The following is a 21,401-nucleotide window of genomic DNA, read 5'->3' as shown; positions in this document are numbered from 1 at the left end:
ACACCAGATCACACTGAAAGTTGACTGGTAAAAATAACGGTTACAGCCTGAATTTTACATAAAAGCTTCAAAAGCAAAATTCTTTCTAAACAACAAAACAGTACCGATCCAGACGGTTACTGCGCTGCGGGGCCGATTTACCTTAGGATCTTGCAGAAAAAGAACCACAGATCGCTAGCCTTTGCACCTGAAGTTTGGGTACTATCAGAGGCATCATTTTTCGGAGAAACAACAACATGCCGGTGGCTTTTTCCAGACTGCAGCGAACCACAGCGTTACCTGTCAGCAAGGGGCTAGTGATCCAAAGCCCGGCCAGCGGTCTGGCGTTGCCGTTGTCCGAAGCTCCGGAACCTGCAGCTGCTGCCGGTTACCTTGGGGATGGTGTTTTAATGCAATTGCAGGCAAATCAGCTGGTTGCACCTTTTTCCGGCCTCTGCCACCGTCAGGATCAAGCCGGTCAACAACTGAGGTTTCACCACGCAAATGGCCTGCAGTTGGACATACATTTTCCGCCACAATGTTTAAACCAACATGGCAGAGGATTTGACTGGCTTGTTGCTGAAAAAGCCACTGTGCAGGCGGGGCAGCCAGTGCTTTGTGTGGATTCAGCCTTACTTAGTCAATGGGTGCAGCCTTTGTATTGTCTGATCACGTTAAAACAACATGCCAGATTCAGCACTATCTGGTATCGCAGTTGCTACCACCAGGCCGGACAAGACCCATTATTTTTGATTGAACTGGCAGCACAAGGCCAGGGCCAAAGCGCCTGACCAAGGCTTTATGCTGTCTTAGCTGCTGGCAAGCTGCTGCAGCGTTTTTTGTTGATACATAACCCGGAATATAAAATACCGATGATAAAAATTTATGGCATTAAAAACTGCGACACCATAAAAAAAGCCCGCGCCTTTTTAACTCAGGCTGGTGTTGAGCATCAGTTTATTGATTACCGCACCGACGGTCTGAGCCAAAGTCTGCTGGCGCAATTTGAGGCTGAGCTTGGCTGGCAGGCGTTATTAAATACCAAAGGCACCACCTACCGTGCTCTGCCGGACGAGCAAAAAGCCGATCTGACCACTGAAAAAGCTATGGCGCTGATGCTGGCGCAACCTGCGTTGATTAAACGTCCTTTGCTGGATGTGAATGGCCATTTTTATCTTGGTTTTAATGCCGAACAATATCAGCAACTTGTGGCAGGTGCACAATAATGTCTTTTACCCCAGCGGAAACAACAATGAGCCCCGTAGTGGCGCTGACAGCAGACCTGATCCGCCGCGCCTCAGTTACCCCTGCCGACGAAGGCTGTCAGCAACTGATGGCGGAGCGGTTAAGCAAACTCGGTTTTCAGATTGAATCGATGTTTTTTGAAGACACCTTAAATTTATGGGCGCGCCGTGGTCAGGGCAAACCGCTGTTTTGTTTTGCCGGCCACACTGATGTGGTGCCAACAGGTCCGCTGGAGCAATGGCATACCCCGCCTTTTGAACCCACCATTATCGATGGCATGATGTATGGCCGTGGCACTGCTGACATGAAAGGCAGCCTGGCTGCCATGATAGTGGCCACAGAGCGTTTTCTGGCGAAAAAACCAGAGCTCACCGGCGACATTGCTTTTTTAATTACCAGTGATGAAGAAGGTCCTTTTATCAACGGCACCAAAAGGGTGATTGAAGTGCTGGAAGCACGTCAGGAAAAAATCCGCTGGTGTTTAGTCGGTGAACCCTCCAGCACAAAAGCTGTAGGTGATGTGATTAAAAACGGCCGCCGCGGCTCTTTAACTGGTTATCTGACCATTCGTGGTGTGCAGGGCCATGTGGCTTATCCACATCTGGTGAAAAACCCTATTCATCTGGCCGCGCCGGCACTGGCTGAACTCAGTCAGCAGGTCTGGGACCATGGCAACGCTTTTTTTCCAGCCACCAGTTTTCAGATTTCTAATATTCACGCCGGCACAGGTGCCACTAATGTTGTGCCTGGTGAAATGACCCTCACTTTTAATTTCCGCTACAGTACTGAAGTGACGGCTGAGCAGCTGCAACAGCAGGTATTGGCCATTCTGGATAAACATCAGCTGAACTATCAACTGGACTGGGTATTAAACGGACTGCCGTTTTTAACTGACAGTGGTGCCCTGGTGGCTGCAGCCGTCAATGCGGTTGAAAAAATTCAGGGTTTTACCCCGTCACTGGAAACCTCAGGCGGCACTTCAGATGGCCGTTTTATTGCCCCCACTGGTGCACAGGTGTTGGAGCTTGGCCCTTGTAACGGCACCATTCATAAAATTAATGAATGTGTAAGCATCGCCGATCTGGAACTTCTGACCGATATGTATGAAGCCATTCTTAACGAGATGTTGTGCTGATGGACCTACCGCTGCTGCTGACAGGTCGTATCGAGCCAGGGCTGGTTGCCATTGACGGCCTACAGCTGGAGCAGCAAAGTGCTGCTGCTTTTCGCAGGATGCAGCAGGCAGCCCGCCTGGATGGCATAGAACTGAAGCCGGTGTCGGCCTATCGCAATTTTGACCGCCAGGCTGCTATCTGGAATGGCAAAATGCAGGGTGTAAGAGCCGTCTATAACCAGGCACAACAACAGATCGACATAAAACAGCTCAGCGGTTTTGCCAAACTGGAAGCTGTGCTTTTATATTCGGCTTTACCGGGTGCCAGCCGGCATCATTGGGGCACAGATCTGGATGTATTTGACAGCGCAGCTGTGCCTGCTGATTATCAGCTGCAATTGCTGCAAGCTGAGTATCAAAGCACTGGCCCTTTTGCCCATTTGAGCCAATGGTTAAGCCGTTATGCCGCTGATTTTGGTTTTTTCCGGCCTTATCAGCTGTACCAGGGCGGTGTAGCGGCCGAGCCCTGGCATTTAAGTTACCGCCCTTTGGCAGAGCCTTATCTACAGCAATTTGAATTACAGATGTTACAGCAGGCCATTGCCGGCAGTGCCCTCTGTGAAAAGGCGCTGATCCTGCAATATCTGCCGGAAATTTTTCAGCGTTATGTATTAAATATCAACAAGGAGGCTCTGTGAGCTGGACTTTTATCGGCATGTTATTGCTAGTGGTAGGATTAATCGCCGCCAATCTGGCCCTGCTTAAACACGGCAGCAAAAAAAATCAACGGCCCTTAGCCCGTGCCAAACAGTCGCAAAACAATAATCAACAACAGAAGGTGCAGGCGAGCGCAAGCACAGCACCTGCAGTTACCCATAACAATGACAAAATGAATGACAATGCAAAACCCAAAGATGTACTAAGCACAGCAAACAACTCAGACGGTTCGGACGACGCCGACAGCTAAATGTTTTAAAACTGCTGTGCTAAAAGTCACAGCAGCTTAAGCGCTTAAACACTGTGTTATTCAGATGAGCCTTGATTGCGGTCAAAACTGGAATAACCGCGGATAAACTTCTGCAGCTGGTCGCGCAGGTTGGGTGGTGTGCCTTTAATCATCAGCACATCGCGCTCAGCGTCATATTGCACTCTGTCGCCGAGCAGTTTCTGCTCAAAACTCAGGCTTAAACCCGCACCGGCACCAGAGAATTTCACCAGGGTTTTTAATTCTTTCACATCAACCGGGAACTGCTCAGCCACCGGCAGCTCACGTTCAGCACAATAACGGGCAAAAGCATTGTCGTCTGAGCTGTCGACAGTGGCAGACAGCTCCTGCAAAGTCACGTCCTGACCTTGTTTGGCGCGCTCTTCACAATACTGGTACACCTGTTTGCGCACATCATGTTTTTCTGCGCTGTCATAGTCACCTTCGGCCAGGTACTCTTCCACCGACGCCAGCACCACTTTACTGCTTTGTTTGGGATCAACCCCTTCTTCACAGCCTAAAAAGTCGAGGAAAAAGTCTGCCACTTTGCGCCCTGCTCTGCCGCGGATAAAACTGATGTATTTGCCTTGTTCAGGCGACATTTGATATTCAGTTAAATCAAGGCGGGCCGCCAGTTGCATCCTTGCAATATCCAGATGTTTGGCGCTGGAGAGCTGTAAATCGGCCGACACCGAAAAATGCTCTTTGCTGCCCAGAAGGGCAATAAACAAATATTCATTGGCCAGATAACGGTAATGACACAACATAAAATAACCGGTTTCCGGAATTTGATGTTTAGTCAGTTCCACCACCAGCTGACCTGTAGCCAGCTCAGCCAGACTGACAAAATTGCGTTCTTGTTGTTGCCACTGATGAATGGCCTCACAAAACTCAGGATTTTTGTTACTGCTAAAGGCAGCATAACCCTTGGCCGGTTTGCCATTGTAAGCCAGATGTAGTTGTTCAATTAATAAAGCTACATGCTGACTGACCGGCACCAGTTCCTGACGGAAATGTGCGGTTAACTGAGCAGATTCGTTGGCTTCGATATAATTAATGGCCAGCAAGTGCACATCGACAGACATAAGTTTTCCTGTTTAAATGGATTTCTGTTAATATTCTACCTGTTTCATTCAGTTAATTTCAGAGTAATTCATGCCGATCCAATCCAAGTATTCCAACCAGCAAATCGAAACCCTCGTCAACATTCTGTTGGAAACCTTGCGGCAGCAAAACGCCACCACCGAATTAAGCCTGATGTGTCTGGGCAATACCATCAGCCATATTATCAAAACCAATGTACCTGCCGCGCAGCAGGGCGAAGTGGCCAGACACTTCAGCCAGGCGTTACAGGACGCCGTTAGCAGTAAGGCGCACTAAGCCGTTATGGTGCTCGAGCAAAACCTGTCACTCGTTAATAAAATTGACCGCTTATTGCGCTGGGGGCACTGGTTTACCTTTTTTAATATACTGCTGGCGTTATGTGTCACCGGCAGTTATTTCCTGGCCGATCCACTACCACAGTCGGTATTAGGCTGGGTTTATCTGCTGGTCACCTGGCTGGGTCACACCGCCTTTTTATGTTTTTTGTTTTTTATTATCACCATCTTTCCGGTCAGTCTGATTTTTCCCTATCAGCGTCATGTGCGCGGTCTGGCGGCAGTGCTGGCGACCTGTGGTTTTGTTGCACTGATTTTTGACGCTTATGTCTACCATAGCCTGGGTTATCACGCAGGCAGCGCCTCGTATGAGCAGACCCTGAATTTATTACGCCAGCAGGTGGTCACCAATTTACGCAACTTTGTGCTGATCACAGCCGCAGTAGCTGCGGTGTTGTTGTCGGTGCAGTTGGTGCTCAGTAATTTTTGCTGGAAAAAAATCGCCCGGTTAAGCCACTCAGGTACCGGCAAACCGGCACTGGTGCTCTTCCTTGGCTGTTTTGTACTCAGCCACCTGCTGCATATCTGGGCTGATGCCAGTCAAAACGACGCTATTACCCGGCAAGACAATATTCTGCCGCTCAGTTATCCTGCAACGGCCCGCACTATGCTGGCGCGTTATAACCTGCTGGAGAGCTCTGACACCGCAATTTCAGCCAGCGGCTTACAACAAAACTGGCTGGCGCCCGACGCGCTGCGCCAGCCACAGGTGCAGTTAAGCTGTGCTGCCGCGGCCAATACAGCACCATTGCATGTCCTGCTGCTGCCAAAAATTGCCGCCACACAACAACAGCAACTGAAACAGCTTGGCCTGCGCCGGATGGAAACCCACTTTGCTCCTGTTGCTGCAGATCAGGCTCTGAATAATCTGTTATACGCCGACATGGCACCCAATAAGCTGGCAGAACAACCAGACTGGTTAACTCAGCTGCCACAAGCTTATCTGGCTTTTGACGCCACGGCCAGCTGGCAACAACAGCTGCCCTGGTTGGCCACTTCTGCAAACAACTATCCAAACAACAAAGCGCTGCTGCACTGGCATTTTCTGGACAACAATACAGATTTGGCAGCCCCGCTGCAGCAAGCCGCAGAAGGCCATGTGCTGGTGCTGGAGCTGTCCGGTCAAAGTGACAAGTTTGCGTTGGGCACTGCATCTTTTTGGTATCGCTGGCCACAGTTGCAACAACAAAGGATCAGCGACGTCACCCAGCACCTAGATATAGTGCCTACCCTTCTGGCTGAACTGGGCTGTTTTAATCAGCAAAACTGGAGTGGCGACAATTTGTTGCAGCCACAAAGCCAAACCAAGCTGAATATTGTGAATAATCAGCTGTATAGCTTCCGTAAAGACAAAATGTTGCTGGTGGAAGAAGACGGTAGTTTTAGCGTCTGGTCGGCAGGCACTGCAGTGCGGCTGGAGCAGCGGCTCGATTTACCGATGCTGACTGACGCACTAAAACGTTTGCCCTCACAACAGCAATAACAGGCAACTGAGCCTGCAATTGCAGCTTTTTATTGCATGTTTTTACTGACTTTGGGCCTGAGCACCCTTTTGCCACTTAATTCAAGTTCAGCCAGATGGAATAAATTGGTAAAGACAATTGCCGGCACGGCCTGAGCAAAACGTTCACGATAGGCAACTGCAGCCTCAGCCATCAATTGAGCCGCTAACCGGTCATACTGACTGTCTCCGTCATAAGACAAAGGTTCAGTTAAAGCGGCAAGGCCTAGCTCACGCTGGCGGCGCATAAAATAATTCAGTAAAAACTCATACTGCTTTACGTCCAGAAAATCGCGGCAATCCATACTCATCATTATCACCTGTCTGCCCACTACAGCCTTAGTTTAACTGCCATCAACCTTACTGCCCATGCACAGGGGTTCGCAAGAGCTTTCACTTTTGTCTGCTTAATTTGCCGCCAGCTGTGCTTTGCCAGAAAGCACAGCCAGACAAAGTGGCAACAGCAGGTACAGACATCAAGCTAACAGCGGGCAGTGACAGCGCCCGGAAACAACCTTGATGAATTTTTCCGATACCCACAAGCCATTAATCACATTGGCAGTTTTAATTGCGAATAACTAGCATTTTAATATCAACTTTGAGCGGAGCTGTTGCCATGCTAAAAACCCTGACTTTTGCCCTGATGCACTTTAGCATTGCTTTTACTGTGGCCTATTTGTTAACAGGCGACATGCTGATCGGCGGTTTAATTGCTTTGGTGGAACCCGCCGTGAATACCATAGGTTATGTTTTTCACGAAAAAATCTGGCAGCGGCTGCAACAGCAAAAACTGGCACCATCAGCGCAGCTTTGATTTACAACATGCCATACCTTCAGCGCTGAAAAAGGTTTACACTAGCGCCTTTTTCCGACCCCCACCCCGTAATGTCACGGGAAGCAGGATTTCTGGCGCATGGCCCTTAAAGCAACCATCTATAAAGCTGAACTCGCGATTGCCGATATGACACGGCATTATTATCAAACCCACAGCCTGACCTTAGCACAACATCCGTCTGAAACTATCGAACGCATGATGTTACGGCTGGTTGCATTTACCCTCTGCGCTGATGAACGTCTGGTATTTGGCAAAGGTATTTCCGAAGACAGCGAGCCGGATCTGTGGCAACACAATTTAAGTGGTGAAATTGAACTTTGGGTTGAACTGGGTTTACCGGATGAAAAACTGCTGCGCCGTGCCAGCCACAGAGCCAAGCAAGGTCTGGTGCTGGCTTATGGCGGCACTGTGGTGGATAAATGGTGGAAAGATGCGCAAAAAAGTGCGCAGGAACTGAGCAATCTGACGGTGGTGGCAATTAAAGCCGATGAATCTGCCGCCCTTGCTAAACTTTGTCAGCGCAGTATGCAGCTGCAATGTACCATTCAGGAAGGTCAGCTGTGGTTTGCTGACAATCAACAATCTGTGGTGATCAACCCCGTTGTGCTGAAAAGCGCAGCATCGCCTCTTTTTACGCTGGAGTAATTATGTTTTTAGGCAAACTCAACACCTTAGTGATGAAAAAGCAGGTTGATTTTGGCGTCTATCTGGACGGCAAAAGCTGGGGTGACATACTGCTGCCGCGCCGTTATGTACCCAAGGATCTGGACATAGGCAGTTCAGTGGAAGTGTTTTTATACCTGGACTCTGAAGATCAGCTGATTGCCACCACCGAAAAGCCGCTGGTGATGGTTGGCCAGGTCGCCCAGCTGAAGGTTGTGGCCACCACCAAAGTGGGTGCTTTTTTAAACTGGGGTCTGAAAAAAGACTTACTGGTGCCTTTTTCCGAGCAGGCGGTGCCGATGCAACAGGATTACAGCTATCTGGTGTACTGTTATGTCGACCGCAGCAACCGTATTGTTGCCTCCAGCAAACTGGATAAATTTATCGGTAAAACCCAGCCGTCTTATCAGCGCGGCGATGAAGTTGAGATTGTGGTGACTGAACCCACAGATCTGGGCTACAAAGCTGTGGTAGATAACGCACACTGGGGGGTGTTGTATAAAGATCAGGTGTTTAAGCCACTGCGTCGTGGTTATCGTTGCAAAGCTTATATTGGCAAGGTGCGGGACGATGGCAAAATTGATTTGTTGCTCGACAAACCCGGTTATGCCAAAACCACAAGTTTTGCCGAACAAATCATCGAAAAACTGACCAGCGCCGGTGGTGAATTACCTTTGTCCGACAAAAGTGAACCCGAGGCCATTTATGCCGCTTTTGGCGTCAGTAAAAAAGTGTTTAAACAAGCCATTGGCGGCCTGATGAAAGAAGGCAAAATTGATATTGAGCCCAACCTGATCAGGTTAAAAAAATAAGTGTTTAACGCTGTTTTGCGCAGCATCTAAAAAAGGGCTGAGTTCAACTCAGCCCTTTTTTATGGATGGAAATACTTCACTGCAACAACTCATTAGCGCAGCCAGCTGCTGGCTTCTTTAGCCGTCAGTGCTTTGGCAAACCAATACCCCTGACCGGCATCACAACCGAGCTCTGATAACAATTTGCGTTGTAAGCTGGTTTCAATACCTTCAGCAATGACGGTCAGTGACAAAGTTTTTGCCAGGGTGATGATGGTATTAACCACCGGATTTTCCTGAATTCTCGGGCGAATGCCGGCGATAAAACTGCGGTCAATTTTTAATACATCCAGCTGAAATTCATGTAGATAACTTAAGCTGGAATAACCGGTGCCAAAATCATCCAGCAATACTTTTACACCGGCCGCTCTTAAACAATCAATGCTGATTTTGGCCTGCGCCATTTTATCAATCAGTGCACTTTCGGTAATTTCAATCGCCAGATAATGCGGCTGCACACCGGCCTGCGCCAGCAAATCCAGCACCTTATGCGAAAAATCAGCATCGGAAAAACTGCGGCCCGACACATTCACGCTGACATAAAAGGGGTTGGCAAAATCAAGCCGCCAAGCGTTCAGCTGCTTCACCGCAGCCTGCACTACACACAGATCAATCTGCGCTAACAGACCAAGCTCTTCGGCCAGCGGCACAAAGTCCGCAGGTGACAATAAACCACGTTCCGGATGTTGCCAGCGGATCAGCGCTTCAAAACCTAAAGTTTCTTCGCTGGATAAATCGATAATGGGCTGATAATAAAGTACAAACTGGTTTGATTGCAGCGCAGCTTTAAGTTCAGTTTCCAGCTGATAATGGGCTGTGGTGGCAAAATCCATTTCACTGCAAAATTGCCGCCAAATGCCCCGGCCATCCTGTTTGGCCTGATACATGGCAATATCAGCACGGCGGATAAGCTCGTCCGTGTCCATCTGCTCTGTACTGACATCCGCCAGCGCAATGCCAATACTGGTAGAGGTTTGCAACTGATGCTGTTTTAAGGCAAAAGGCTGCTGCAACTTTGCCGCTATGCGCTCTGCTACTTCAATCACATCAGGCAGAGCTTTTGCGTCTTCCAGCAAAATAGCAAACTCGTCACCGCCAAGGCGCGCCAGGGTGTCATTTTGCCGCAAACAACTTTTCAAAGCCCCACTGACCGCTTTTAAAAACTCGTCTCCCACCTGATGGCCAAGAGTGTCGTTGACCATTTTAAATCTGTCTAAATCCAGATAAAGCACTGCCACCAGTTTGTCCGGGTAACGAAAACGGCGTTTAAATGCGTGGTTTACTCTGTCGATAAATAACAGCCGGTTTGGCAGATTGGTCAGTGCGTCATGCAGCGCCTGATGGCGCAGCCTTTGTTGTACAAAAGCCCGCTCCAGCGCGCCGGAAATATGCTGGGACACAAAGGTCAGCAGTTCTAAATCTTTTTGATCATAACTGATGCTAGGATCATAACTTTGCACCACCACGACCCCACGCACAGCATCACCGGAGCGAAATGGCACACCAAGCCAGCTTTCAGGGGCTGAGCCATAAGCAGTCACCACCTTGGTGCGGTCAAACTCTTCCAGCAGCGCCCTGTCTGCCAACAGCGGCTCATCGGTGCGAAACACATAACCGGTCAGGCTATTGGCCAGAATTTCTTTGGGATAAATGGTGGTTGGGCTGATATGTTCAGTGGTATCAACAAAATAGGGAAAATGCAGTACTTCGTCTTTATCATCATACAAAGCGATATAAAAATTGGGGGCGTAAATTAACGAACTGACGTTCTGGTGGATATGCTGGTAAAAAGCGTTAAAGTCATCAGCGTCATAACTCAGTGACGCAATATTAAATAAGGCTTTTTGCACCAGCTCGGCATATTCAAGTTTTTTGATCGACAACTCAAGTGCAGCTAAATCCTGTAATTTGCGCAGTCGGCTGCTGAGAATAGAAGCGACATGCTCCAGGATCTGCTGATGCTGTTCATTAAAAAAATGTGCGTCCCACTGCTCACAGTCAATAACAGCGAATAATTCCCCCTGCTCCAGCACAGGTACGGCAAGCTCAGACAACCGCTCTGACACATCTTTCAGGTAATGCTGACATTGCCGGGTGTCGGCCACTAAAATACTCTGTTGCTGCTCCGCACATTGCCCCACTATGCCCTGACCATAAGACAACACGCCTAACCCCTGATGATGGGGTAAATCTCTGGAGCCCACAGCGGCTACCCTGGTCAGAGTGCGGCTTTTGGCATCGGCGGCAAAAATGGCACAATCTTCAAAACCAAGGGCTGCGGCCACCTGCTGTGCCACAAAAGGATAAATATCGGCGGGCGTCATCAGCTCGTTAAGCTGTAACGCCAGTTTGTTGATCAGATGCAGAATAGAGGTTTCACGTTGTAGCTGCAGGTTTTGCTGCAGCAATTCATGGCGTTGCTGCAACAAGGCTTTGTTTTGTTGTTGCAGCTGGGCTACATCGGCAGGCTGGGCTGCAGACCACTCATCCATAGCGCGGGTCATAGTACAGGATCCATAATACAGAACCACCTGTAACGGTCCCACCGGACCGAACTAATTGTTTAGCTTAAGAAAGTTATAACATAGTTCAGCGCCGGCGGTAAATCAGCGCTTTCAGACCGGCTGACGGTGCCCCGGCTTGGTCAATACCAGATGCACGGCACTGGTGGCACGCTCTAAAAAACCACCTTCACAATAACAAAGGTAAAAATGCCACAGCCTTACAAAACGATCGTCATAACCCAGCTGATGCACTGCATCTCTGGCGGCCATAAAGTTATTACACCAATCGGCTAAAGTACGGGCGTAATCCAGACCAATATCCTGCACATGACGGATCACCAGATCGGTATGTTGTGCCGCAGCCTGCGCCATACGCAGCATCGAGGGTAAACATCCGCCCGGAAACACAAACTTTTTAATAAAGTCGACTTCACGACGATAAAATTCATAACGTTGATCGGCAATGGTAATGGCCTGCAGCAGCATCAACCCGTCCGGTTTGAGTAAAGACGCACACTTGGCAAAATAGCCGTCCAGGTATTCGTGACCCACGGCTTCAATCATTTCCACCGACACCAGCTTGTCATATTGACCGCTGAGTTCACGGTAATCCTGAAACAACAAGGTGATTTGCCCAGCCAAACCGGCCGCTTCAATTTGGGCTTTGGCGTAGTCAAACTGCTCTCGCGAAATCGTGGTGGTGGTGACACGACAGCCATAATTGCGGGCAGCAAAAATGGCCAGGCTGCCCCAGCCGGTACCAATTTCCACCAGATGATCCGAGGCTTTGAGCTGCAGTTTGTCACAAATCAGCTTTAGTTTATGTTGCTGTGCTTCGGCCAGACTGGCTTGGGCTGATGGGTACACGGCGCTTGAGTACATCATGCTCTGGTCAAGAAACAGCTGATACATGCTGTTACCCAAATCATAATGGGCGGAAATATTCTTTTTTGACTGGGCAACGGAATTGCGGTTACGCCAGTTTAATAACTTCAGCGCAGGTTTACTCAACCGGGCCCAACCCGACTCCAGTTTATCCAGCAATGCCATATTACGGGCAAAAATCTGCACCAGCGCTGTCAGATTGTCGGTGCGCCAGTGGCCTTCAATATAGGATTCACCTGCGCCTACTGAGCCGCCCAACACCAGCTTTTGGTAAAAAGCAGGGTCAACCACAGTGAGCGTCACCCGCAAATCTGCCTGGGGATCTCCCAGCAGCTGTTTGTCGTGGCCTTCCACCAGTTCAATACAACCTTGTTGTAAACCGGCGAGATAACTCAACATCAGATTACGGCAGATTTTATCCAGCATACCCAGATTGGCCAGTACCGAGGATCCGGCAATTGATAATGTCATAACAAAGGTTCCTTAGGCTGCGGGTGGTCATACACTGGCAATCGTTTTGCAAACAGCTTCAGTGCATGCCAATAAATTCGAAACACCACTTGTACGTTCTGCCATGGTGTGCGGATCAGCTGTTGTTGCAGACTGCTGCGGCTGAGCTCGTGCCGAGTCAGATCCAGCCAGGCACTAAAAACGCGCTCGCCATTACGCCAGTTGCTGATACTGAGCTGACAGGCAGCATCAGGTGCGGCAATTTTCCACTGATATTGCATATCAAGCGGATTAAAGGGCGATACATGAAAATTTTTATCATGACAAAATTCGGTGTCCCCCATCGGATTTAACGGGATCAAATAATAATGCCGTTCGTTCCAGGGGGTGTTACTTACTTCTGCAAGTAAATACAATGGCTTAGAGTCAGCATAGCAGTAATACAAAGTCAGAGGGCTAAAAAAAACACCGAAGTTCGCCAGCGGACTTAACAAAAATACCTGCTGCACTTCCTTGTCGCCGCCCAGCGCTTTGACTTTATCTTTGACCGCCTGCGCCAAATCACTTGCACCTTGCAGGTAATCCCGGCGCCTGAAACTCCAGGCGGCAAACTTTTCCAAACCTAAATAACGCCCCAAAGTCGAAAGAGAATCCAGTTGCTGTAAATCAAGCCATAAATAACTGACGTTGTAGCCAAAACCATGTGATTTTGGCACATAACGCTGATGGCCTACCCGGCCCTGGTACCAGGCATGCCCGGATTGCATCAGAACTTCACTCCAAACATGGCCGCTACATCGACCGCACTTCGCACGCCATCTTCGTGAAAACCGTTATACCAATAAGCACCACAAAAATAACTGCGGTTCTGGCCGTTAATTTCATGGCGGCGCTGCTGTGACAGCATGGTAAAGTGGTTATACACCGGATGGGCGTAGTTAAAGGTTCTCAGTACTTTTTGTGGATCAATCTTATCGCCGGCATTGAGTGAAACAACAAAAGTGTGTTCGCTTTTAATGCCTTGCAATATGTTCATATTGTAACTGAGCGTCGCTTTTTGCTTTGAACTGTCATCAAGCAGATAATTCCATGAAGCCCAGGCGCCACGGCGTTTTGGCAAAATACTGCTGTCGGTATGCAGCACCACGGAGTTCTCCTGATAAGCGATGCCACCCAGCACCTGCTGTTCAGCCAGGCTGGCATCAGCCAGCAGCCTTAACGCCTGATCACTGTGGCAGGCAAAAATCACCTGATCAAAATACTCGGTTTCCCCTGTCATCAAAGTAATAGCCACTTTATCGTCAAAACGGCGAACTTCACGCACCGGGCTATTTAACCGGATGCCCTCAGAGCCTTGCTGCTGCAACATGGCCTGCACATAACTGCGGGAACCACCTTTGATCACCGCCCACTGTGGCCTGTCGGTGATATTCAGCAGTCCATGGTTTTTAAAAAACTGCAGGAAAAATCTCAGCGGAAATTCCGGCATTTCGGTCAGGCCAGAAGACCAGATGGCAGCGCCCATTGGTAGCAGGTAATGATCCCGCAGCTCTTTGCCAAAACCATACTTGTGCAAAAAGTCATCCATTTTTAAATCAAGATCCGGGCTATTTTCTGCCAACAACTGCTTGGAGGTATTATTAAAGCGCACTATGTGCCTGAGCATGCGCCAGAACGACGGGCGCAGCAAATTACGTTTTTGCGCAAATAAACTCCAGAAAGTATTGCCGTTGTATTCCAGATTTGCCGCTGTTTTTTTTACCGAGAAGCTCATTTCTGTTGGCTGAAACGGCACTTTCAGCTGAGCCAGAAAACGGTTAAATAGCGGGTAAGTCCAGTTATTAAATACGATAAAACCAGTGTCTACCGCGTAATTTTTACCGCCAACACTGACGTCCACTGTGGCAGTGTGACCGCCCAGATAATCATTGGCTTCAAACAAGGTCACCTGATGCTCAGGTTTTAATAAGTACCAACTCATCATGCCGGCAATACCGCCGCCTATTACTGCAATTTGCATCAATTCATTCCTTAGTCTTGCGCCATTTTTTGTTTCACTTTTGCTGTCAGCCAGCCAAGTAGCGGAATATGCCGGTACACCATATCGGTTAAATCGTAATAATCGCGATGGTAGATAATGCGGCCATCCTGATGCCAGCGCAGTTCAGAGCAGCCCTCCACCTCCACTTGCTCCCCTTTATTGATGGCCGGATGACTTAAACGCATACGCCAGCTGACAAAACCTTGCAGCTCTGTGGCAGCCTGTTGTACCGGCGTAAAGTGGCAGCTGTTGAGTCTCTGATACGCATGTTCAAAATAACGCCCCAGCGCCGGCAACCCTTTGAGCTGATGCACAGGATCAACAAAAACCACATCCTGATGATACAGACGGCTTAAATCGGTCAGATTATTGGCAGATAACCCATTATAAAAATCGACAAACTGCTGCAAACGTAACGAACTTTGCGCGTTTTGTTGGTTATGTTCGGCAAATTTAGTCACTGCTTAACACTCCTGCCGGCTTTTTTACCGCATTAAAGATCTCAAGGGTTTTAAGCCGGGCTTTGGCATGATCCACCAAAGGTTTGGCATAATTGACCGACATCGGCAAAGGATGGGGCCAGTGCACCTGCTTATTGTTGCACTTTGCCAGTTCAGGGACAAAAGCACGAATAAAATCCCCATTGGGATCAAACTTTTCGCTTTGTGTCACCGGATTAAAAATACGGAAATAAGGTGCAGCATCTGTGCCGGTAGAAGCGGCCCACTGCCAGCCACCGTTATTGGCGGCAAAATCGCCATCAATCAGCCTGGACATAAAATAAGCCTCCCCCCAGCGCCAGTCTATTTGCAAATCTTTCACCAGGAAACTGGCCACTATCATCCTGAGCCTGTTATGCATCCAGCCGGTTTGATTCAGCTGACGCATGGCTGCATCGACAATAGGGTACCCTGTTTGTCCTTCACACCAGGCCTGAAACCATTTTTCATTATTGCCCCAGGCAATAGCTGCGGTATCTTGCTGAAATGGCTGATGTTTAATCAGTTTTGGATAAGCAACGAGGATATGTTTGTAAAACTCACGCCAAATCAGCTCACTGAGCCACACTGCCGCACCTGAGCCTTCCTGATAACAGCTCTCTCCTTGCTCCAGCAACAATCTGGCGACCGCCTGACGGGGTGACAATACACCCAGTGCAAAATAAGGTGATAAACCTGAAGTTCCGGGTTTGGCCGGAAAATCGCGCAGCTTTTGATAATCCTGCACCCGCTCGGAGCAAAAACTGCGGAGCATGTCGAGCACCTGCCGCTCCTCTACCGGATAAGCTGCCGAGCTGTTATCACCTGGCAGCATAGGCGTCAGTGATGCTGGCAAAGTCAGCCCTGGCGTGGTCAACTGTTTTGGTTTTGGTAAACATATCAGAGCCGCAGTCTGCAGTTTTTGCAGCCAGGTTTTCTTAAAAGGGGTAAATACTTTATAAACTTCTGCGGTTTTACTGAGCACAGAGCCCGGGGCAAAACAACACTGGGTATCAACAAAATGACAAGGGATACCGAGCTCCGCCAGTTGAGTACTGACAGCGGCATCTCTTTGCTGTTCACGCAGTTCATAGTCAGTTTGCGCAAACAAAGCGACAGCCCCAAGCCTGGCAATAGTGGCCAGTTGTCCGGCGCACTGCTGATAGCCGGAGCCCTCCAGCGCCAGCAAAGTGATTCCACAAGCGGCCAGTTCCTGTTGCATCGCCTGCACCCGGCGGCGGATCAGATCCTGTTTTATCAGCGCCATCTGATGTTGCTGCCAGCTATCTGGTGTGGCAATAAAAACTGCAAGCACCGGCAAACCGAGCGCGACTGCATTGTGCAGCGCGGCATTATCATAACAACGTAAATCGTTACGTAACCATAAAATTGAAAAGCCAGCCATAACGTTACGCTCTTAAACCCAGCTCAGCCGGGAACGGCTGCAGATATCTTTGGGCAGCCAGATAAGGCTGTGGATGCTGACGCAAATGATGTTTTAACAATGTCAGTGGCGCCAGCAAAGGTGCATGCCCCAGCCGGTACTGATGGATAAGCTGCAATAATTCCTGCTTAGCGTCGGCTGACAACATCTGTTTAAAAAAGCCCTGCAGGTGCATCAACACATTGGCCTGCTGCTTTCGGGTGGCCTGCTGTTTCAGCGCCCGGCTAAAATCCAGTAAATAACGATTTGCCAGCTCATCCGGACTGAATAGTTTGGCATTGGCCACCAAACGGCCCAGCTCACGGTAAGCCCCAGGGTGATGCGCCATGATCAAAAATTTAAACTGGCTGTGAAAACTCACCAGCTTGCCAATGCTAAAACCATCCTGCATCTGCTGTTGCCAGGCATGAATGGCATAAACCCTGGTGATAAAGTTTTCTCTAAGCTCAGCGTCCAGCAACCGGCCATCTTCTTCGACCGGCAACCAGGGATAAGCCTGCATCAGGCGGCGGGTAAAAAGCCCTGTGGCAATTTTGCCCTGTAACTCGCCTTTTTCATTGACTAGCCGCACCCGCTCCATGCCACAGCTAGGAGATTTAGCGCAGACAATATAACCCGACAGCTGCTGCAACGACGGCAGTTTAGCGTCGCTGAAAGCGTGCATTTTTTCAGTAAAATCAATGCTGCTGTCTTTATTGTTCACCAGGCGGACTTCACCATCGGCTTTTTGCATCAGGCGGATGGCCGGCCTTGGTGTACCAAGACCAATCGCCAGCTCAGGGCACACTGGCACATAAGATACAAAGTTGGCCAGTACATCGGAGCAAAATGGCGAGTTTTTATGACCCCCGTCATAACGCACTTTTTCACCGAGCACACAGGCGCTGATGCCAATCTGAATTGTCATAATGATTCTTCAATTACTGTCGCGGATACAATGCTTTACAGTCTAACCAGCAATTTGGATCAATGAGCGGTTAAATTTATTGAAAAATACTGAATGTGAGATTTAAAGAAAAATACGGAAAATGGCAGCAGGCTGTTGCCTGATAAAATAACCGGATAAAGCCTGAGCTTAAACAGCCAATACCCGCTTTCAGCAGACGCGGCACAAAAACGAAGCCAATAAAAAAGGAGCAGTCCCTGAGGTTTGCTCCTTTGTTGTTTTTGCTGTGTTCAATAAGCCTAGTTTGACTATTGGTATCAGCACCAGCAAAACACTGCAACAGGTTGCTGCAGTGTCTCGGCTGCCATTTATTTTTTGGCAGTGCCTACTTCAACCCGGCTTTTGAGTTTCTGGCCGGGGCGGAAAGTCACCACACAACGGGCGGAAATTGGAATATCTTCACCGGTTTTCGGGTTACGGCCCGGGCGCTGATTTTTAACCCGCAGGTCAAAATTACCAAAGCCCGACAGCTTCACCTGGTCGCCCGCTTCCAAAGCCACTCGGATCTCTTCAAAAAAAGCTTCGACTATCATTTTGGCGTCGCGTTTGCTGATGCCAAATTTGGTAAATAAACGTTCTGCTAAATCGGCTTTGGTAAGCGCCATTCTCAATCCCTCAACGTTGCGTTGAACTCATCACCAAGCGCTTGCACCACTGAAGAAACTACCTGTTGGATGTCTTTCTCTTCCAGCGTCCGCGCCTTGTCCTGCATCGTCAGCGCTATTGCCAGAGACTTCATGCCCTCAGCAACGCCCTGCCCTGTGTACACATCAAACAACTTTAGGTCAACTAGTTGATTTCCGCCAACTTTTCTAATAGTAGCAAGGATATCTGAAAAACGCACATCAGATTTTACAACTATTGCCAAATCGCGGCGGTTTGCCGGATATTTTGACACTTCCTGAGCTAAAACAATGTGTTTCGGGCCAAAAGCTTCAAGTTCGAGTTCGAACAGGAAAGCTTTGCCTTTGATGCCGAGTTTACGCTCTGCTTCCGGGTGTAAGGCACCCACCAGACCGACCTGACGGCCGTTGCGGCTAATAGCGGCAGTCTGACCCGGATGTAAGGCGCTATGCTCACCTTTTTCAAAGCTGAATTCGCTGTTCGCTGAGGTCATTGCAATTAAGGCTTCAACGTCACCTTTGATGTCATAAAAATCAACGGCACGCTCGGCGATGCTCCAGTGTTCATTGCCAAAACTACCCACAATAACACCACCAATCACCGGCACCTGACAAACGCCACCTTCTGCTTTTGCATCAGGCACAAACTTCAGACCAAATTCAAATAAACGAATACGGTTTTGCTGACGGTTCTGGTTGTATTGCACAGCCTGCAATAAACCTGGCCACAGATTTAACCGCATGGCGGACATATCGGCAGAAATAGGATTTGGCAGCACTAAAGCTTCCACACCAGGGAATAACGCCTGTTGTACTTTAGGGTCAACAAAACTATAGGTAATGGCTTCCTGATAACCGCGCACCACCAGCACATCTTTCAGGCTGTGCACAGAAATGTCGGCCTCATGATGGTCACGCATTTTTAAGCTGGCCACTGGTGCCACATTCGGGATGTTGTTGTAACCATAGACCCGCGCCACTTCTTCAATTAGATCTTCGCCAATACGAATATCAAAACGGTAAGTTGGCACTGTCACCTGCCAGCTGTTGTTATCCGCAGTCACGGCAAAACCAAGACGCTGGAAAATTTCTGTCACAGTGTCAGTGGCAATGGAAATACCCAGAATACGGTCCAGTTTTTGCCGGCTCAGGCTGATATGGGCAGGTTTTGGCAGATGTTCATCAGACTTAGCTTCCACCACAGGGCCAGCTTCACCACCAACAATCTCCAGCAGCAACTGAGTTGCGCGCTCCATTGCCTTGTGTTGCAGCTCTGGGTCAACACCACGCTCATAACGATGAGAGGCGTCGGTGTGTAACCCGTATTGACGTGCTTTACCGGCCATTTCCACCGGTGAGAAGAACGCACTTTCCAGGAAGATGTCGGTGGTCGCTTTGGTCACACCACTGTGCAGGCCTCCAAAAATACCGGCCATGGCAAGTGCTTTTTTCTCATCGGCAATGACTAAAGTGTCTGGCTTTAGCGTCACTTCGCTTTCATCGAGCAGCACCAGCTTTTCTTCAGGCTTGGCCAGACGTACCACAATGCCACCTTCAATTTTACTTAAATCAAAGGCGTGCATTGGATGACCCAATTCAAGCAGCACAAAGTTGGTGACATCAACCACAGGGTCAATAGAACGGATACCACTACGACGCAGTTTTTCGACCATCCAGAGCGGCGTGTTGGCTGCCGGGTTGATGTTTTTAATGACCCGGCCTAAATAACGTGGACAAGCTTTTGGCGCTGCTAACTCTATGCTCAGTTTGTCGCTGATAGTGGCGGCAACAGGGTTCACCGCTGGTACTTTGACATCCAGCTGGTTTAATACACCCACTTCACGCGCTAAACCAATTAAACCTAAACAGTCAGCCCGGTTTGGCGTTAAATCCACTTCAATGGCGTTGTCATCGAGTTTTAAATAGTCGCGGATATTGACACCCAGAGGTGCATCCTGTGGCAGCTCAATAATGCCATCTGAACTTTCGGCCATGCCGAGCTCAGATAAAGAACAGAGCATGCCATTGGACGGCTGGCCACGTAATTTAGCAGCTTTAATTTTAAAATCGCCAGGCAGCACAGCGCCCACAGTCGCAACGGCCACTTTCAGGCCCTGACGGCAGTTGGCGGCACCACAAACGATGTCCAGTAACTCGCCCGTGCCAATGTCTATTTTGGTCACTTGTAATTTGTCGGCTTCCGGATGGCGGCCACATTCAACTACATGACCCACCACCACACCGCTGAACTCGCCGGCAATAGCGTCGATACCGTCCACTTCCAGACCGGCCATCGAAATTTGTTCAGACAGTTCCAATGTTGATAATTGTGGGTTTACCCACTCACGTAACCAGGATTCGCTGAATTTCATCAATAAACTCCCCGCTTATTTAAATTGCTTCAAGAAACGCAGGTCGTTCTCGAAAAATGATCGTAAATCTGTAACGCCGTAACGCAGCATCGTCAGGCGCTCAACACCCATACCAAAGGCAAAACCGCTGTACACTTCAGGGTCAATACCCACTGAGCGCAGCACGTTCGGGTGCACCATGCCACAACCTAATACTTCCAGCCATTTGCCATTTTTGCCCATTACATCCACTTCAGCCGAAGGTTCGGTAAAAGGGAAAAATGAAGGACGGAACCGGATTTGCAGATCTTCTTCAAAATAGTTTTTCAGGAAATCGTGCAAAATACCTTTGAGCTCAGTAAAGCTGACGTTTTTATCCACCATCAAACCTTCCACCTGATGGAACATCGGGGTGTGGGTCTGGTCGTAGTCGTTGCGGTACACCCGGCCCGGCGAAATAATACGCAGCGGTGGTTGTTGTGTTTCCATGGTACGGATTTGTACACCTGAGGTTTGGGTGCGCAGCATCAGCTTTGGATTAAAATAAAAGGTGTCGTGATCGGCACGGGCCGGATGATGCTCAGGAATGTTCAGTGCATCAAAGTTGTGGAAATCATCTTCGATTTCCGGGCCGTGTTTCACTTCAAAACCAAGTTCACCAAAAAAGCTTTCAATACGGCGGATGGTGCGGGTCACAGGGTGTAAACCACCAGCTTCCAGCGTGCGGCCTGGCAAAGAAATATCAATCTGCTCAGAGGCCAGTTTTTGCGCCAGCACCGCTTGTTGCATCGCGTCACGACGGGCGTTTAACGCATCCTGCACTTGTTGTTTTACATCGTTAATTTGCTGACCTGCCACTTTGCGGGTTTCAGCGTCCATCGCGCCTAGCGATTTTAACAGTTCAGTAATGCTGCCTTTTTTGCCGAAAAATTCAACTCGCACATCTTCCAGTGCTTGTACATCGGCCGCTGCAGCAACGGCAGCTAAGGCGTTTTCTAATATGGCAGTTAGGTTCATCGTTATCCTCAGACCAGCCTGATTATGGAGACTTGATTAAACCGGCAAT

22 protein-coding genes are annotated in these 21,401 nt (G+C 49.0%); 10 read left to right on the top strand and 12 right to left on the bottom strand.

Annotated elements, in window-relative coordinates; translation table 11 throughout:
* The first annotated feature begins 236 nt into the window (after positions 1-236).
* The 5 genes from V7P87_RS05165 to V7P87_RS05145 all read left to right on the top strand — a co-directional run bounded on the left by V7P87_RS05165 (position 237) and on the right by V7P87_RS05145 (position 3,305).
* Positions 237-770, top strand: a complete 534-nt coding sequence (locus V7P87_RS05165) for a PTS glucose transporter subunit IIA (RefSeq protein WP_333796472.1) — start codon at positions 237-239, stop codon at positions 768-770.
* 81 nt (positions 771-851) lie between these two features.
* Positions 852-1,205, top strand: a complete 354-nt coding sequence (locus V7P87_RS05160; RefSeq protein WP_333796471.1) for an ArsC family reductase — start codon at positions 852-854, stop codon at positions 1,203-1,205.
* A gap of 26 nt (positions 1,206-1,231) precedes the next feature.
* Entirely contained in the window at positions 1,232-2,359 is a 1,128-nt protein-coding gene (gene dapE / locus V7P87_RS05155; RefSeq protein WP_333796470.1) for a succinyl-diaminopimelate desuccinylase, read from the top strand.
* Positions 2,359-3,036, top strand: coding sequence for a M15 family metallopeptidase (locus tag V7P87_RS05150; RefSeq protein ID WP_333796469.1), 678 nt, complete (start codon positions 2,359-2,361; stop codon positions 3,034-3,036). The genes dapE and V7P87_RS05150 overlap by 1 nt, the downstream gene beginning before the upstream one ends.
* On the top strand, positions 3,033-3,305 hold the full coding sequence (locus V7P87_RS05145) for a hypothetical protein (RefSeq protein WP_333796468.1): 273 nt from the start codon (positions 3,033-3,035) through the stop codon (positions 3,303-3,305). Before V7P87_RS05150 ends, V7P87_RS05145 begins: the two co-directional genes overlap by 4 nt.
* Before the next feature lie 56 nt (positions 3,306-3,361).
* On the opposite strand, the gene yejK is transcribed toward V7P87_RS05145, so the two are convergent.
* On the bottom strand, positions 3,362-4,408 hold the full coding sequence (yejK, locus tag V7P87_RS05140) for a nucleoid-associated protein YejK (RefSeq protein ID WP_333796467.1): 1,047 nt from the start codon (positions 4,406-4,408) through the stop codon (positions 3,362-3,364).
* A gap of 70 nt (positions 4,409-4,478) precedes the next feature.
* On the opposite strand from yejK, the gene V7P87_RS05135 reads away from it, so the two are divergent.
* On the top strand, positions 4,479-4,703 hold the full coding sequence (locus V7P87_RS05135) for a DUF1414 domain-containing protein (RefSeq protein WP_260656734.1): 225 nt from the start codon (positions 4,479-4,481) through the stop codon (positions 4,701-4,703).
* 6 nt (positions 4,704-4,709) lie between these two features.
* A complete protein-coding gene (locus V7P87_RS05130) occupies positions 4,710-6,245 on the top strand; it encodes a DUF3413 domain-containing protein (RefSeq protein ID WP_333796466.1) in 1,536 nt (511 codons plus the stop codon).
* A 29-nt stretch (positions 6,246-6,274) separates the two neighbouring features.
* Here the strand turns inward: V7P87_RS05130 and V7P87_RS05125 are convergent, their stop codons facing one another.
* On the bottom strand, positions 6,275-6,574 hold the full coding sequence (locus tag V7P87_RS05125; protein WP_333796465.1) for a hypothetical protein: 300 nt from the start codon (positions 6,572-6,574) through the stop codon (positions 6,275-6,277).
* Between the two features lie 305 nt (positions 6,575-6,879).
* Here V7P87_RS05125 and V7P87_RS05120 point away from each other — a divergent pair, with 305 nt between their 5' ends.
* The 3 genes from V7P87_RS05120 (at position 6,880) to V7P87_RS05110 (ending at position 8,573) form a co-directional block, all read left to right on the top strand.
* Positions 6,880-7,077 (top strand): DUF2061 domain-containing protein, encoded by a 198-nt coding sequence (locus V7P87_RS05120; protein ID WP_333796464.1) that lies wholly within the window; start codon positions 6,880-6,882, stop codon positions 7,075-7,077.
* 99 nt (positions 7,078-7,176) lie between these two features.
* Positions 7,177-7,743 (top strand): YaeQ family protein, encoded by a 567-nt coding sequence (locus tag V7P87_RS05115; RefSeq protein WP_296299458.1) that lies wholly within the window; start codon positions 7,177-7,179, stop codon positions 7,741-7,743.
* A 2-nt stretch (positions 7,744-7,745) separates the two neighbouring features.
* Positions 7,746-8,573: a CvfB family protein gene (locus tag V7P87_RS05110; RefSeq protein ID WP_333796463.1), complete on the top strand. Its 828-nt coding sequence runs from the start codon at positions 7,746-7,748 to the stop codon at positions 8,571-8,573.
* Between the two features lie 92 nt (positions 8,574-8,665).
* On the opposite strand, the gene V7P87_RS05105 is transcribed toward V7P87_RS05110, so the two are convergent.
* The 10 genes from V7P87_RS05105 to pheS form a co-directional block, all read right to left on the bottom strand.
* Entirely contained in the window at positions 8,666-11,116 is a 2,451-nt protein-coding gene (locus V7P87_RS05105) for a bifunctional diguanylate cyclase/phosphodiesterase (RefSeq protein ID WP_333796462.1), read from the bottom strand.
* A 111-nt stretch (positions 11,117-11,227) separates the two neighbouring features.
* The gene (locus V7P87_RS05100) at positions 11,228-12,472 is read right to left on the bottom strand and encodes a cyclopropane-fatty-acyl-phospholipid synthase family protein (protein WP_333796461.1); all 1,245 of its coding nucleotides are present in this window, start codon (positions 12,470-12,472) and stop codon (positions 11,228-11,230) included.
* Entirely contained in the window at positions 12,469-13,218 is a 750-nt protein-coding gene (locus tag V7P87_RS05095) for a DUF1365 domain-containing protein (protein ID WP_333796460.1), read from the bottom strand. The genes V7P87_RS05100 and V7P87_RS05095 overlap by 4 nt, the downstream gene beginning before the upstream one ends.
* Complete coding sequence (locus V7P87_RS05090) at positions 13,218-14,471, bottom strand: NAD(P)/FAD-dependent oxidoreductase (RefSeq protein WP_333796459.1); 1,254 nt, start codon at positions 14,469-14,471, stop codon at positions 13,218-13,220. Before V7P87_RS05090 ends, V7P87_RS05095 begins: the two co-directional genes overlap by 1 nt.
* An 11-nt stretch (positions 14,472-14,482) precedes the next feature.
* Entirely contained in the window at positions 14,483-14,953 is a 471-nt protein-coding gene (locus tag V7P87_RS05085) for a nuclear transport factor 2 family protein (RefSeq protein WP_333796458.1), read from the bottom strand.
* Positions 14,946-16,376, bottom strand: coding sequence for a deoxyribodipyrimidine photo-lyase (phrB, locus tag V7P87_RS05080; protein WP_333796457.1), 1,431 nt, complete (start codon positions 16,374-16,376; stop codon positions 14,946-14,948). The genes V7P87_RS05085 and phrB overlap by 8 nt, the downstream gene beginning before the upstream one ends.
* Before the next feature lie 4 nt (positions 16,377-16,380).
* A complete protein-coding gene (locus tag V7P87_RS05075) occupies positions 16,381-17,322 on the bottom strand; it encodes a YbgA family protein (protein WP_333796456.1) in 942 nt (313 codons plus the stop codon).
* A 347-nt stretch (positions 17,323-17,669) separates the two neighbouring features.
* The gene (gene ihfA, locus V7P87_RS05070; protein WP_068063602.1) at positions 17,670-17,966 is read right to left on the bottom strand and encodes an integration host factor subunit alpha; all 297 of its coding nucleotides are present in this window, start codon (positions 17,964-17,966) and stop codon (positions 17,670-17,672) included.
* Between the two features lie 2 nt (positions 17,967-17,968).
* The gene (pheT, locus tag V7P87_RS05065) at positions 17,969-20,356 is read right to left on the bottom strand and encodes a phenylalanine--tRNA ligase subunit beta (protein ID WP_333796455.1); all 2,388 of its coding nucleotides are present in this window, start codon (positions 20,354-20,356) and stop codon (positions 17,969-17,971) included.
* Positions 20,357-20,371: 15 nt separating this feature from the next.
* Positions 20,372-21,352, bottom strand: coding sequence for a phenylalanine--tRNA ligase subunit alpha (gene pheS / locus V7P87_RS05060; protein ID WP_260656720.1), 981 nt, complete (start codon positions 21,350-21,352; stop codon positions 20,372-20,374).
* Positions 21,353-21,401: the final 49 nt, after the last annotated feature.

The sequence above is a fragment of the Rheinheimera sp. genome, from assembly GCF_036782235.1.
Classification (GTDB): domain Bacteria; phylum Pseudomonadota; class Gammaproteobacteria; order Enterobacterales; family Alteromonadaceae; genus Pararheinheimera.
The sequence above is the reverse complement of the archived record's forward strand: the minus strand, read 5'-3'. Positions and strand labels throughout refer to the sequence as shown.

Coding starts and splice junctions, on each gene's coding strand:
- V7P87_RS05165 (WP_333796472.1), top strand. CDS start 237: ATGCCGGTGGCTTTTTCCAGACTGCAGCGAACCACAGCGTTACCTGTC.
- V7P87_RS05160 (WP_333796471.1), top strand. CDS start 852: ATGATAAAAATTTATGGCATTAAAAACTGCGACACCATAAAAAAAGCC.
- dapE (WP_333796470.1), top strand. CDS start 1,232: ATGAGCCCCGTAGTGGCGCTGACAGCAGACCTGATCCGCCGCGCCTCA.
- V7P87_RS05150 (WP_333796469.1), top strand. CDS start 2,359: ATGGACCTACCGCTGCTGCTGACAGGTCGTATCGAGCCAGGGCTGGTT.
- yejK (WP_333796467.1), bottom strand. CDS start 4,408: ATGTCTGTCGATGTGCACTTGCTGGCCATTAATTATATCGAAGCCAAC.
- V7P87_RS05135 (WP_260656734.1), top strand. CDS start 4,479: ATGCCGATCCAATCCAAGTATTCCAACCAGCAAATCGAAACCCTCGTC.
- V7P87_RS05130 (WP_333796466.1), top strand. CDS start 4,710: ATGGTGCTCGAGCAAAACCTGTCACTCGTTAATAAAATTGACCGCTTA.
- V7P87_RS05125 (WP_333796465.1), bottom strand. CDS start 6,574: ATGAGTATGGATTGCCGCGATTTTCTGGACGTAAAGCAGTATGAGTTT.
- V7P87_RS05120 (WP_333796464.1), top strand. CDS start 6,880: ATGCTAAAAACCCTGACTTTTGCCCTGATGCACTTTAGCATTGCTTTT.
- V7P87_RS05115 (WP_296299458.1), top strand. CDS start 7,177: ATGGCCCTTAAAGCAACCATCTATAAAGCTGAACTCGCGATTGCCGAT.
- V7P87_RS05110 (WP_333796463.1), top strand. CDS start 7,746: ATGTTTTTAGGCAAACTCAACACCTTAGTGATGAAAAAGCAGGTTGAT.
- V7P87_RS05105 (WP_333796462.1), bottom strand. CDS start 11,116: ATGACCCGCGCTATGGATGAGTGGTCTGCAGCCCAGCCTGCCGATGTA.
- V7P87_RS05100 (WP_333796461.1), bottom strand. CDS start 12,472: ATGACATTATCAATTGCCGGATCCTCGGTACTGGCCAATCTGGGTATG.
- V7P87_RS05095 (WP_333796460.1), bottom strand. CDS start 13,218: ATGCAATCCGGGCATGCCTGGTACCAGGGCCGGGTAGGCCATCAGCGT.
- V7P87_RS05090 (WP_333796459.1), bottom strand. CDS start 14,471: ATGCAAATTGCAGTAATAGGCGGCGGTATTGCCGGCATGATGAGTTGG.
- phrB (WP_333796457.1), bottom strand. CDS start 16,376: ATGGCTGGCTTTTCAATTTTATGGTTACGTAACGATTTACGTTGTTAT.
- V7P87_RS05075 (WP_333796456.1), bottom strand. CDS start 17,322: ATGACAATTCAGATTGGCATCAGCGCCTGTGTGCTCGGTGAAAAAGTG.
- ihfA (WP_068063602.1), bottom strand. CDS start 17,966: ATGGCGCTTACCAAAGCCGATTTAGCAGAACGTTTATTTACCAAATTT.
- pheT (WP_333796455.1), bottom strand. CDS start 20,356: ATGAAATTCAGCGAATCCTGGTTACGTGAGTGGGTAAACCCACAATTA.
- pheS (WP_260656720.1), bottom strand. CDS start 21,352: ATGAACCTAACTGCCATATTAGAAAACGCCTTAGCTGCCGTTGCTGCA.